Source organism: Bacillus sp. V3-13 (assembly GCF_002860165.1).
In the GTDB taxonomy this organism is placed as follows: domain Bacteria; phylum Bacillota; class Bacilli; order Bacillales; family Cytobacillaceae; genus Bacillus_BJ.
In genome coordinates this window covers 31,277-44,413 of record NZ_PGUZ01000011.1, presented here as the reverse complement: position 1 = coordinate 44,413, position 13,137 = coordinate 31,277, and the positions used below count along the sequence as shown (strand labels likewise).

Below are 13,137 nucleotides of genomic sequence, written 5' to 3'. Positions count from 1 at the left end.
GTCTTGACACTTACTCGGGTTGGACTTTCACCAACTAGCAATTAACGGCTTGCTGGGCACGCGTAAATAGTAAAGGAGCTTGGAATCCAAGCTCCTTTTTGCAGTGCTTTACTGCTATGTTTGAACTTCTTTAAAAATCTGCATTATTGTGGCAGTGTTCCGTTGGTGTTCTGCATACCTTGATTCATGGCTTGATTTACAGCCGCGCTTGCCGGGTTTACAACAGCCCCCGCCTGGTTCAATCCTGCAGGATTTACAGACGCCCCAGCCGCATTCAAATTAGTGCCGGCAACTCCGCCCTGTCCATTGACAGCACTAGCATATTCCTGGTTCCCCCCGTATAAAACACTATCCGCTGCACTGGCATTCAACTCGGCTCCCGCTTCGGATCCAGGTGCAGCTCCGGTTGAATTAGCATATCGTTGTGCCCCGTCTGCTTGTCCGGGATTACCTGCGTTTTGTCCGGTCTGCCCGGTCTGCCCGGTCTGCCCGGTTTGTCCAGATTGCCCGTTTTGCCCGGCTTGAGCTTGTCCGTTTTGTCCCGGTTGTCCGAAGTATTGAGTCTCAAGAGTTTGATCAGCTGGCTGGTATCTGTGAAGGAAAGTTTTCGCCGTATGGTTTCTTATCTCTGGTACCTGGTATACACCCGACTCATTCATAAATAGGAAAACTTCATAAGCTTGGTTCGCACAGTTTACAGAACAGTTAATCAATAACTGGCGCAGGTTTGGATCGGCACATTCCAGAGCTGCCCACATGGAATTTCTCGCACCATTTTTATGGGCAAGCAACATTGCAGTTGCGATCTCTCCGTCACTGTCGACAGCACCCCACATCGGGGTATATAGCGGTGGATTGTTCAAGCCGTATTTAATCTGCTGTGGGTTAATCGCTCCTATGTTCGTATTTGGCGGAATCGGAGAAAATCCTCGGTAATCGTGCGTGTATGCCACGACCTCATTATAGGAGCGGATTTCTTCTTGCTGGTGGCGAACGATCATGTCCAGCAACCGCGGATTCCTCGTTTGGGTAGCATACATGTTAAAATGTAGGATCATATTAAATTTTTCGAGTAGACACTCATGCACTTCCATTGTTTCATGCGCGCCGTACGGCATAGGGATCACTCCTTTGTTTTTTTACTAACAAAGACTAATATTTCCCTTTACCTGGCAATTATGCATGGAAACTTACTTTATTGACTTAAATATAGTCTTTACACATTGTCGAATTTTTACATCTCATTTCCATTTACGATCTTAAGAAGAGCAAACAACTACATTCAAGTACAAACACCTTCTCCTCACTCGCCGTGTTGTGCTTCTCCATTCATTTCCTCATCCCCGCTGTGCATCCCGTCATATGTGTAGGAACATAATAATTGAGTGTAGCTAAAGAATAGCAAAGCATATTAGGACTAAATCATAACAAAGCAGGTGCTTCTCATTGCAACTATCACCAAGAATTTATCACTCATTTGTTCGTCAAAAATGGATTACAAAAATATATATTGAAAACAAGCTTCAACAGCATTTTGATTTTAAGGATAGAAAAGTTCTGGATTTTGGAGCAGGTACCGGAGCCAACTGTACCTTATTTTCTCCTGTTGATTATCTTGGGATCGACCCTGATACAGACAGGATAAACTTCGCCAAACAATTGTACGCCCAATACCGATTTAAAGCTTTTTCGGGTAATAAACTTCCCGCGGAAGACAATAGCTTTGATTTTGTTTTAATCATCTCTGTCCTCCACCATATTCCTCCGGAAACGATTGGATCTTACGTCAGGGAATTCAGAAGAATATTGAAACCTAAGGGAAGAATTGTCGCGATCGAACCTTGCTTTTTTGAAAAATCCCCTATCAACAATTGGTTTATGAGGTTTAATGATAAAGGTGATTACATTCAAAAGGAAGAAGATTATTTGAATTACTTTACGAAGGAAAATTTCAAATGTAACGTATTGAACAGATTCAAAAAATGCTTATTTTATAATGAACTTTATTTTACAGCCTTACTTTAAAGCTATCGTTGATATTTGTTCAGGAGGCTTATTTATGAATTTTGATGCAATGATTGCATTAAGCATCTTTCTTATCACTTACGCTTTTATTATTTCCGAAAAAATTCACCGCACGATTATTTCTCTGGTTGGCGGTGTAATGATGGTCTGCTTTGGTATCCTTGAGCAAGAGGCTGCCATTCACCATATTGATTTCAATACTTTGGGTCTATTAATCGGAATGATGATCATTGTAAACATTACATCACTTACAGGATTATTTGGATACATCGCCATATGGTCAGCAAAAAAAGTAAAAGGAAATCCCGTCAGAATTCTGATCGTGTTTAGCCTCGTCACCGCTGTTTCTTCTGCGTTTTTGGACAATGTTACGACAGTTCTTTTAGTCGTACCAGTTACTTTAAGCATAACTTCTTTATTAAAAGTTAACCCGATTCCATTCCTCATTTCAGAAATATTTGCCGCAAATATTGGCGGAACAGCTACGATGATCGGGGACCCACCGAATATCATGATCGGCAGTGCAGTGGAAGAATTAACGTTCCTGTCATTTATTGAAAATCTGGCTTTGATTTCTTTGATCATTTTAATCGTAACCGTGTTTTTATTCTCAATGATCTATCGAAAACGTTTAACGACCACACAGGAATTGAAGAGCCGCTTACTGGAAAAAAATGAGAATGCTGAAATAAAAGATAAAAAATTATTAATAAAGTGCTTGTTAATCATTACCTTAACGATTGGCGGTTTTTTCGTCCATCAATTTATTGAAATCGAAACTGCAACAATTGCTTTAGCCGGAGCGTTCCTTTTACTTTTAATTACCGGGGACAAGTATTTGGAGCAAGCCCTGGAAAAAGTAGAATGGACGACGATTTTTTTTTCATTGGTTTGTTTGTCATCGTCGGCGGGCTTGTTGAAACGGGATTATTAACTGTTCTGGCTGAAAAAGCGTTATCCTTCACTGGCGGGGATTTAAAATCGACTTCACTTCTCATTTTATGGATGAGTGCTCTGCTGTCCGCATTTGTTGACAATATCCCTTTTGTAGCTACGATGATTCCAATGATTAAAGAAATGGGTGAAATGGGTATAAATGATTTGGAACCAATGTGGTGGAGTCTTGCCCTTGGTGCCTGTTTGGGGGGTAACGGTACATTAATTGGAGCAAGCGCCAATTTGGTTGTAGCTGGATTAGCTGCAAAAGAAGGACATCCCATTGCTTTTGGTAAATATTTAATTGTTGGATTTCCTTTTATGATACTTTCCATCCTCATCTCAACAATTTATATATATATCCGATATTTAATGTGAACTTTCGTCTGCAAATTCATTACAGTTAGGAAGGTAAAAATGAAAAAGACAAGAGATTTTTTAGACCCTCCAAAAATACTTGTACTGGGCTTCGCAACCGTGATACTAATCGGTGCATGTTTGTTAACCCTTCCTATAGCCACGGCCGATGGAAGTGGCCTCTCATTTTTGAATGCTTTATTCACCGCGACATCTGCGACATGCGTAACAGGGCTGGTTGTGGTTGACACAGGAACTGCCTTTACCACATTCGGACAAATCATCATCTTAGTACTTATCCAAGTGGGTGGCTTAGGCTTTATGACCTTCGCAACTCTTTTCTTTTTCCTGCTGGGAAAAAGAATCTCGCTTAGAGAAAGGCTGTTGCTTCAGCAATCTTTAAATAATTTATCGATCGAGGGAGTTGTAAGGTTAGTAAAACGAGTATTAATTTTCAGTGCAGTATTTGAAATAGCCGGTGCTATCATTTTGGCTATTCGTTTTTCCTTCGATATGCCAATTGGAAAAGCAATCTATTTTGGTATTTTTCATTCAATATCAAATTTCAATAATGCCGGGTTTGATTTAATGGGAGAGTATCGAAGTTTGACCCCCTATGTAGACGATCCAACCGTAGTCCTAACCGTGTGCGCCCTGATCACATTAGGCGGAATTGGTTTTATTGTGATGAATGAACTTTATGAATACCATGACACTCACCGGCTATCTGAGCACACAAAGGTGGTATTGCTGACAAGCTTGATACTCACATTAGGCGGAACGATTTTGATCTTCTTGTTTGAATTTGGAAATGACAAAACGTTAGAGCCTTTATCTTACACCGGAAAAGTATTAGGGTCGTTGTTTCAAGCCGTTACTCCGAGGACAGCAGGTGCCAATACATTGCCGATTGCTGACTTAACACAGTCCACATTGTTCCTGCTCGTTTTTCTTATGTTTATCGGAGCCGGGCCCGGTTCGACTGCCGGGGGTATAAAAGTAACTACCTTGGCAGTTTTATTAAAAACTGTGTGGTCCCAGATTAAAGGGAAAGAAGATGTCGTATTATTTAGACGCCGAATTGTGATTGACACGATATTTAGAGCGCTAACGGTTACAATAAGCGGGCTCTTTCTTGTTATGGTCATTACGATGTTGCTGACAATTACAGAAAAACAGGCAAGCAATTTTATCGTCTATTTATTTGAAGCCACTTCTGCTTTTGGTACCGTGGGCCTTTCCATGGGCCTGACTCCTGAATTATCGCCTATTGGACGGCTATTAATTATCTTTACTATGTTTGCAGGAAGATTGGGGCCATTGACTGTAGCCTACGCAGTAGCGATGAGGCGGAAGCCGGATGCATTCCGTCATCCAAAAGGAAAAATCATGATTGGTTAATTGCTTAAAGGAGTGGGAACAGGAGATGGTAAAACAGGGGTATGCTGTGATTGGATTGGGACGGTTCGGAATAAGCATAGCTGAAAAACTTTACGAAGCTGGCCAAGATGTGTAAAATTCAATATTCTTTTTAAAGAAGAATAACTGAGTATCTAGGTCATAACGTCAAAAACCCTGGAAAACGAGGGACATATGACAAAATAAAAAGCGCTAATTATACTATACAAGAAAAAACCCGCTCTGGGAAATTCCAAAACGGGTATGTTCTCAAATTTAGCTTTCCTTATTCCGCTCCGACCAATGACCATTTGTGAATATTATTATGGAAACCAAATATTTTTGGCTCACCATATTTTACTTGTTTAGAAATAGCTGCAAAATCATTATCTGAATATAGTGAGATGATTGGAACGTCTTCATTCCAAACTTTTTGCAACTCACCATAAATTGCCTTTCTCTTTTCTGGATCTGGCTCTGCTTTTCCTTTGATCAGCAGCTCTTCGGATGTTTGATTATCATATCTCATAAAGTTAAAGGAACCATTTTTGCCATACAGAGTAGATATTTCCGGGTCCAATGTGAATGTAAAGCCGATTAATAACAAGTCAAATTCCCCGGCTTTTCCTTTTTGCATGATGGTTGGGAAATCGTAAGTGGTGACTTTAACCTTTAGTCCAGCTTCCTGCAGGTTTTGGGTAATGATATCTGCAGACTGCTCGCGGACTTTATTACCGGTTGGAACAACTAATTGAAGGGTACGGTTAAAATCCCAGCCAGCTTCCTTAAGCAGTTGTTTTGCCTTGTCCGTATCATAAGTGAATTTTTCCAGGCCTTCATCAAGGTAAGGACTGACAGATGTATAAGGCCCATCAATTACTTCCCCATAGCCCTTTAACAGCTTATCTACAATTTTTTCACGATCGAGTGCGTATACAATCGCTTGACGTACTTTTGCATCTGTTATGTTCTCCGTATTGAACATCATCGTTTGAAAACCATATGTTGGTTCAACCTTCGTTTTTACATTTTCAAACTTTTCAACGGTTTCATAATCCTGTGCAGGAATTTTGCCGATTCCTCCGGCAACGTTCATATGGAGCTCTCCTGTTTGAAGCTGGGCCACAAGGTTCGGAGCCGGCATGACTTTAACAAAAAGCTTGTCAACCTCGGGTTTACCCAAATAATAGTCTGGATTGCTGACAAGCTCTACATACTGATCCTTTTTATATTGGACAAACTTAAATGGACCATTGGTAACATCGGGTTTTAAGAAAAATGGGTCCTTTGATAAGTCAGCAGGCTTAATCTTTTCCAATGCGTGCTTCGGCAGGATCATTAATTTTGAACCCAATTGCTCCTTTATCATATTCGGATCAACCGGTGATTTTGTTTTAAATTCGAGCGTTTTTTCATCAACAACTTTTACAGAAGGGATTTCTGTTTGTCCCGCTGCCAATTTTCCGCTGTCATCCAGGCCTTCAAACATGGAGAGATAGTTGCCGACAGTTGTTTCAACCTCCGGGTTTGCGATTAAATTGAATGTAAATGCTGCATCCTCAGACGTTACAGGTTTTCCATCCGACCATTTTGCATCCTTGTTTATTTTAATCGTGAAGGTTTGATTATCAGTTGTTTCAAATGAATCTGCCAGTTTTGGGACAAATTTTTGCGGCCCTTCCATTTCTAAAAATGAGTCAAACATAAACTTTTCCACAAAAGACGAGGCAATATCCGGAGAATTAATCGTACTAAAGTTAATTGGCGGGTTAACCATTCCGAGAAACATTGTTTTGTTACCGGATTTTTCGCCGCTTGCTGCAGTGGAAGAACTCTTGGAGCTTTGTCCGCTGCATGCTGTTAAAGTTAATAGTAAAACGATTACGAATAGACTGGCTGTTCTCTTGAAATAACTCATGGTTTTCCCCCTAAATTTTTATATATTTGCTGGATGATTACCTTATACTTTTCGGATCCATTGCATCCCGTAATCCATCACCCATAAAATTAATCGATAAAACAGCTAATAAAATCATCATGCCAGGGGGTACCCATAACCATGGCTGGGAAGCTAAAACAGTTAATGACTGTGCTTCAGTCAGCATATTCCCCCAGCTCGCGGTTGGGGGTTGCACACCCATTCCAAGGAAGCTTAATGATGCTTCCAAAATAATCGAGGAGGCGATACCAAAGGTTGCATTTACGAGAATAGGTGCTAAACAGTTAGGCAGGATGTGCTGAAAAACAATTTTTCCGGTCGGTAATCCTAAAGCAACCCCCGCTTTCACGTAATCCATTTCTTTAATGGAAAGCACGCTGCCCCGGACAATCCGGGCCACTGACGGCCAGCCCAGTAATCCAATTACAACGATAATATTAAAGAGGCTCGGTCCCAATATGCTGACAAGAACGAGGATAACCATTAAATACGGAAAGGACATGAACACATCAGTCAGACGCATAATGACCATGTCAACCCATTTGCCAAAGTATCCAGCAATAGCGCCCAAGATTGTGCCAATTGCTACATAAATCACAACCGCTCCGATCCCTACAGCGAGGGAGACCCTCGATGCATAAATTAATCTGCTTAACAAATCACGGCCAACCTGATCTGTGCCTAATAGATGTTCAACTGAAGGACTATCCCCAAATTCACCATTTACATCATATGGGCTTAGAGGTGCTAAAACCGGAGCTAATATCGCCATTAACACAATGGCGCTGAATACAATCAATCCGAAAACGGCCAACTTATGTTTGAAAAACCTTTTGCTAATCACCCGTAAATAACTTTCCTCTTTCCCTATTTCTGCTGCTGAGTTAAGATGCGGCTCATTGGATAGCGGAACTCCCGCTTCCACTTTTGCATTTGCAAGTGACATCCGGCCTTCCTCCTTTCGAAAATTAATTGTACTTAATCCTCGGATCTGCGACTGAATAAAGGATATCAGTAAGCAGATTTGAAAAAAGAACAGCAACTGCAGCCAATAAGTTGATGGCCATTAACACCGAATAATCACGGGAACCTATTGATTGTATTGTCAATTGTCCGAGTCCCGGCCATTGAAAAATCTGTTCTGTAACAACCGCCCCGCCGATTAACAGAGGGATGTCCATTCCAATGACAGTAATAATCGGGATAAGCGCATTTCTTAAGGCATGTTTATTTGTAATAATAAATTCGCCCAAGCCTTTCGCTTTTGCAGTCCGTAAGTAATCCTGTCCCAGCACTTCAAGCATACTTGACCGTACATAACGGACCACGCTTCCAGCGATCCCTGTTCCAAGGACAAAAGCAGGCATGATTAAATGCAGAAACATATCAGCAAACCCGCCATCGTTGCCGAGTGTATACATACCCCCTGTCGGCAACACCTGAAGGATAATCGCAAAGATATAAATGGCACCCAATCCCATAAAGAAGTGTGGGATTGAAACACCTAAAAAGGAAAAAGTCGTCGTAAAATAGTCGGTCCATGAATATTGTTTTGTAGCACTGATGATTCCTATTGGTATTGCGATCAGATAAGCAATAATTAAGGAAGTACCCATCAGGATAAGCGTAGGAACCATTCGCTCGGAAATCATATTGACCACTGGCTCATACGTGGAATAGGAGAAACCAAAATCACCTTTAGCCAAATTTCCCAACCAGCGAAAGTATTGAATATAGATCGGATCATTTAAGCCTAGAGCTTCTTTCTTAATTTCAATATCCTCTGCACTGACATCCGGGTTTACATACATGTCGACTGGATTACCGGGTGCCAGATTGATGATAAAAAAGTTAAATATCGTAACTCCAAGCAAAACCGGTATGGCAATGAGAATTCTTCGGATAATATACTGGAACATAACGATCCCTCCTGCATTCCTTAAGTCAATGGAAAGTGACAAGCAACCGGGTGTCCATCACTGGTCAATTCGGGAGTTTTGACGCGGCATATATCTTGAACTACTGGACATCTTATATGAAAACTGCAGCCTTGAGGCGGATTTGCCGGATTTGGAACATCCCCTTCAACCGTAATCCGTTCGCGGTTGCGCAGATGCGGATTCGGAATTGGATATGCATTTAGCAACACTTGTGTGTATGGATGTTTCGGCTTCTTAAAAATATCTTCGGTCTTGCCCAGTTCAACAATTTTACCTAAATACATGACGGCAATTCGATCACTAATATATTTCACCGCACCTAAACCATGGGCAATAAACAGATAGGTTAGTTGAAACTCTTTCTGCAAATCTTTCAGAAGATTCAAAACCTGCGCCTGTATGGAAACGTCCAATGCCGAAACCGGCTCATCACAGATCACGAGCTTTGGATTTAAAATAAGCGCTCTTGCAATGCCAATCCTTTGCCGCTGGCCTCCGGAAAATTGATGGGGATAACGGCTCCGATGGAGTTTCGTTAATCCGACAACTTCAAGCATTTTATCTACTCTATCATTCACCTCGTCTTTGCTTGCGAGTTTATGTGCAAGAAGCGGCTCCGCCAGAAGGTCGCCGATCCGTTTTCGCGGATTCAGGGATGAATATGGATCTTGAAAGATGATTTGCATTTTCGTACGGATTTTTCTTAACTCTGGCCCACTGACATTAGATAAATCCCTTCCTTCTAAAATGACTTTTCCTTCGGTAGGAGGATCCAGCTTAACAATTGCCCGGCCGGTGGTGGATTTTCCGCAGCCGGATTCCCCTACGAGGGAAACAGTTTCTCCGGGATAAATATTTAAATTCAAGCCATCTACCGCTTTCACATGTCCAACCGTCCGCGAGATAATCCCTTTTTTAATAGGATAATATTTCTTTAGATTATGAATTTCCAGCAAGGGTACATCAGGCTCAGTTTTTAAATATTCCTGGTCAACATTAAGTGTTGGAACAGTCATACTTGTACCCCCTCGCGAGATCTCGTTTTTGATAATTGCTGCTCCTCTTCAAATAACCAGCACCTGACTTTATGAACTTTTTCCCTATCAACGGAATCAAGAGGAGGCTTGTCATGCAAGCATTTTTCCAATGCGTATGGACACCTTGTGTGAAACCTGCAGCCCCTGGGCATATTCTGCAATGTCGGTACCATGCCCGGGATCGAATAAAGCCTTTTATGGTTTTCATGTTCCAAATGTGGAATCGAGTCAATTAACCCTTTCGTATAAGGATGCTTTGGTTCATCGAATAACGTAAACACATCCGCTTCCTCGACCACCTGGCCCGCGTACATAACAAGGACTTTATCCGCCATTTCGGCGATGACCCCTAAATCGTGGGTAATCATGATAATGGCAGTGTTTGATTCTTCCCGAAGCTCCTTCATTAACTCCAGGATTTGGGCCTGGATTGTTACATCCAGGGCAGTAGTTGGTTCATCCGCAATGAGCAGCTCTGGTTTACAGGACAGGGCCATTGCAATCATTACTCTTTGTCTCATTCCTCCTGATAAAGCATGGGGGTATTCATTGACAACTTCTTCAGCACGGGGGATTTTTACTTTTTTTAGCATTTCGACTGCATACTTTTTTGCCGCTTTTGTATTCATGTTTAAATGGAGCTTGATCGCTTCAATCATCTGGTTTCCAATCGTATATACGGGATTTAATGATGTCATCGGTTCCTGGAAAATCATCGATATTTTATTTCCGCGGACGTGTCTCATTTCAGCTTCCGTTAACTTGGCGAGATCTTTTCCACTCATGGTGATCGAACCTTTTTTTATGTAGCCATGCTTGCCCAGCAGTCTCATAATCGACAACGAAGTGACACTCTTCCCGCAGCCAGACTCACCGACAATCCCGATGGTTTCTCCCGGCTGCAAACTGAAGGTAACCTCATCAACCGAAATCACTTCTCCTTTATCAGTTGTAAAAGCGGTTTGCAATTTTTCCACCTCTAAAATGTTTCCGGGCATATCGTTTCCCCCCTTGCTGATTTTGCTCGTTTTTTCTACTTATTCGAATAGCTATCCAGCTTTCATTGCGGAATGCGGCAATCAATATGCCGGTTCTGTAATGGTAATTTTAGCTTTCTCTGCTACATAATGATGGACAATGCTTAATAATGCTTTTCCTGCATATACCATCGCTTTTTCATCAAAATCAAATTTTGGATGATGGTTCGGATAGCATGCTCCGATTTCTTCGTTTCGGGCACCGGTATGAAAGAACATCCCCGGTTTTTCCAGCAAGTAGTAAGCAAAATCTTCACTGCCCATGATTGGAGGCATTTCTTGCAGCATATCTTCATCTAATGTGGCTTTAACCACATCCATAAAAACTTCCGTTTCCTCCTCATGATTACAGACAGCAGGGTATCCTTTATTGTATTGAATTTCATATTCTGCATGGAAAGCGGAGCATACACCAGCGACAATGCTTCTAAATTCCTGTTCAACTTTCACTCTTAGCTCTTGATCGAACGTTCTGACCGTCCCGGTTAATACGGCTGAATCCGCAATAACATTCGATGCATTTCCTGCATGAAAGGATCCGACTGATACAACAGCGGCTTGTTGAGGATCAACCCGTCTGCTGACAATATATTGAAGCTGATTGATGATCTGTGCTCCGATTGCGACTGCATCAATCGTTTCATGCGGAGAAGAACCATGGCCTCCCTTTCCTTGTATCTTGATTTCAAAAGCATCTCCAGCAGCCATTGAGTAGCCGCTTTTATATAAATACGTTCCAACAGGAGCGCTTGAGGCTAAGTGGGTTCCAAAGACAACATCCACTCCATCCAAGCAGCCATCCTGAATCATCGCGATTGCTCCCCCCGGCGCCAACTCCTCCGCATGCTGGTGAAGCAGCACGACATTACCGCTCAACTGTTCACGATTTTCACTTAATACTTTCGCAACGGCAAGCAACGTTGCTGTATGGCCATCATGGCCGCAGGCATGCATGACACCGGGAACGGTTGATTTATAAGAAACTTCCTTCTCATCCTCGATCGGCAGGGCATCAAAATCCGCTCGTAAAGCAATGGTTTTGCCAGGTTTTGCACCGCGGATCATCCCGACTACACCTCTTCCGCCAACATTGGTTCTTACGTCTATTCCAAAGTTTGTTAGAATTTCCGCAATCATTTTCGGTGTTTCAACTTCCTGAAATGAAAGTTCCGGATGTTGATGCATATGACGTCTCCATGCCACCATTTGCTCATACATTTGTTCGATTTGCATGTGCCAGTCCTTAATCACGAAAAATCCCTCCGTTTTAATATAATAAGAAATATAACCATAACTTCTAATTACATAAACATGTTAAGAAATCTAACATCAACTCATTTATGAATCTGAGTATAATGAAATTTTTTCTAACGGTCAACCTCAAATTCTGACAATTTAGAATATTTATACTTGGATGAAGCGCTCTCATTGTTGTTTTATTAAGGATAAAACGGTTTCCTTAATTTATTTTTAATTAGAAGCTCTATGTAAGATTACCTTACATAAAAAAGTGAGCTTAAGAAGTTTTTTGGTGAGGTTTGAAAAGAGTTGAATATCTCTTCAAATGTCATTGAAGCGCAAAAAGCCCATTCCATATGAAATGAGCTGTTATATTGATTAAATTGATATTAAAATAGATTGCTATACATATTCAGAGCATAAAGATGGATGCGCGGGCACTACTATGATCCGGTAGATAGATAATGTCTGACTCCAATCTGCCACATAAGCAAGCAAGGAAGTATAAATGCGATTCCTGCCAAAGGCGAAATCATGAAAAGCACTTCGTTACCCTCGGTTTTATCAAGAATGTACATTAACGGTAAATAATTGACACAGCCGAAGGGAATTACAAACGTAAAAAACCGCGTAACCCATTTTTGATAGATGTTTAAAGGATACTGAGTCATCTCCCTGCCGCCATCTGTAAATATGTTGGCGACTTCCAGGCCTTGAACCGTCCAAAAGCACATCGTCGCAGCCAGCATAAAGATTCCCGTAAATATAACAACCCCACTGATTACCATAAGAAAAAGGGTAACTGCTTTCATTACACTCCACTCAATGGATAGATTGCTTATTGCCCAGATCAAAATAATGATGCTTTGCAGCAGCCTTCCGAACTTGGTGAATTCGAATTTTGAACCGAGCACCTGTATGATCGTGTTTCTCGGCCGCACGAGCAGCCGGTCAAATTCACCTTTCCCCACAAGAGTGGAGAAAGTATCAAAGCCGCGCGCAAAGCATTCGCTAATCGCAAATGCCATATGGATGACAGCAAAACAGAGCGCAACCTCAAAGAAATCCCAGCCTTTAATTTGCCCGAAACGTTCAAACAGGAAATAGACACCCGCAAACATCGCAAATGGAATAAAGAACTGGCCAATCGTCAACAGCCAGAACGATGTGCGATATTGCATTTGTGATTTAAATAGAATGAGGACATATTTAAAATAAATGCTCAACCT

10 protein-coding genes and 1 pseudogene are annotated in these 13,137 nt (G+C 41.6%); 3 read left to right on the top strand and 8 right to left on the bottom strand.

What is annotated here, in order from left to right; all coding sequences use genetic code 11:
• Positions 1-143: 143 nt before the first annotated feature.
• Positions 144-1,118 (bottom strand): spore coat protein, encoded by a 975-nt coding sequence (locus tag CU633_RS23250; RefSeq protein ID WP_257958488.1) that lies wholly within the window; start codon positions 1,116-1,118, stop codon positions 144-146.
• A 328-nt stretch (positions 1,119-1,446) separates the two neighbouring features.
• Here CU633_RS23250 and CU633_RS04475 point away from each other — a divergent pair, with 328 nt between their 5' ends.
• From CU633_RS04475 to CU633_RS04465, 3 genes and pseudogenes are all read left to right on the top strand, one after another.
• The gene (locus CU633_RS04475) at positions 1,447-2,025 is read left to right on the top strand and encodes a class I SAM-dependent methyltransferase (RefSeq protein ID WP_101658528.1); all 579 of its coding nucleotides are present in this window, start codon (positions 1,447-1,449) and stop codon (positions 2,023-2,025) included.
• A gap of 34 nt (positions 2,026-2,059) precedes the next feature.
• A pseudogene (locus tag CU633_RS04470) lies at positions 2,060-3,339 on the top strand (ArsB/NhaD family transporter).
• Between the two features lie 39 nt (positions 3,340-3,378).
• Entirely contained in the window at positions 3,379-4,719 is a 1,341-nt protein-coding gene (locus tag CU633_RS04465; RefSeq protein ID WP_101658527.1) for a TrkH family potassium uptake protein, read from the top strand.
• Positions 4,720-5,002: 283 nt separating this feature from the next.
• Here the strand turns inward: CU633_RS04465 and CU633_RS04460 are convergent, their stop codons facing one another.
• The 7 genes from CU633_RS04460 to CU633_RS04430 all read right to left on the bottom strand — a co-directional run bounded on the left by CU633_RS04460 (position 5,003) and on the right by CU633_RS04430 (position 13,134).
• A complete protein-coding gene (locus CU633_RS04460) occupies positions 5,003-6,634 on the bottom strand; it encodes an ABC transporter substrate-binding protein (RefSeq protein ID WP_101658526.1) in 1,632 nt (543 codons plus the stop codon).
• 37 nt (positions 6,635-6,671) lie between these two features.
• Positions 6,672-7,601: an oligopeptide ABC transporter permease gene (gene opp4C / locus CU633_RS04455; RefSeq protein WP_101658525.1), complete on the bottom strand. Its 930-nt coding sequence runs from the start codon at positions 7,599-7,601 to the stop codon at positions 6,672-6,674.
• A 22-nt stretch (positions 7,602-7,623) separates the two neighbouring features.
• The gene (locus tag CU633_RS04450) at positions 7,624-8,574 is read right to left on the bottom strand and encodes an ABC transporter permease (RefSeq protein WP_101658524.1); all 951 of its coding nucleotides are present in this window, start codon (positions 8,572-8,574) and stop codon (positions 7,624-7,626) included.
• A gap of 20 nt (positions 8,575-8,594) precedes the next feature.
• Complete coding sequence (locus tag CU633_RS04445) at positions 8,595-9,611, bottom strand: ABC transporter ATP-binding protein (protein WP_101658523.1); 1,017 nt, start codon at positions 9,609-9,611, stop codon at positions 8,595-8,597.
• Positions 9,608-10,630 (bottom strand): ABC transporter ATP-binding protein, encoded by a 1,023-nt coding sequence (locus CU633_RS04440; RefSeq protein WP_101658522.1) that lies wholly within the window; start codon positions 10,628-10,630, stop codon positions 9,608-9,610. The genes CU633_RS04445 and CU633_RS04440 overlap by 4 nt, the downstream gene beginning before the upstream one ends.
• 81 nt (positions 10,631-10,711) lie before the next feature.
• Positions 10,712-11,920 carry a M20 metallopeptidase family protein gene (locus tag CU633_RS04435; protein ID WP_101658521.1) on the bottom strand — a complete coding sequence of 403 codons (1,209 nt, stop codon included), beginning with the start codon at positions 11,918-11,920 and terminating at the stop codon, positions 10,712-10,714.
• A 431-nt stretch (positions 11,921-12,351) separates the two neighbouring features.
• On the bottom strand, positions 12,352-13,134 hold the full coding sequence (locus CU633_RS04430) for an ABC transporter permease (protein WP_180954859.1): 783 nt from the start codon (positions 13,132-13,134) through the stop codon (positions 12,352-12,354).
• Between the last annotated feature and the right edge of the window lie 3 nt (positions 13,135-13,137).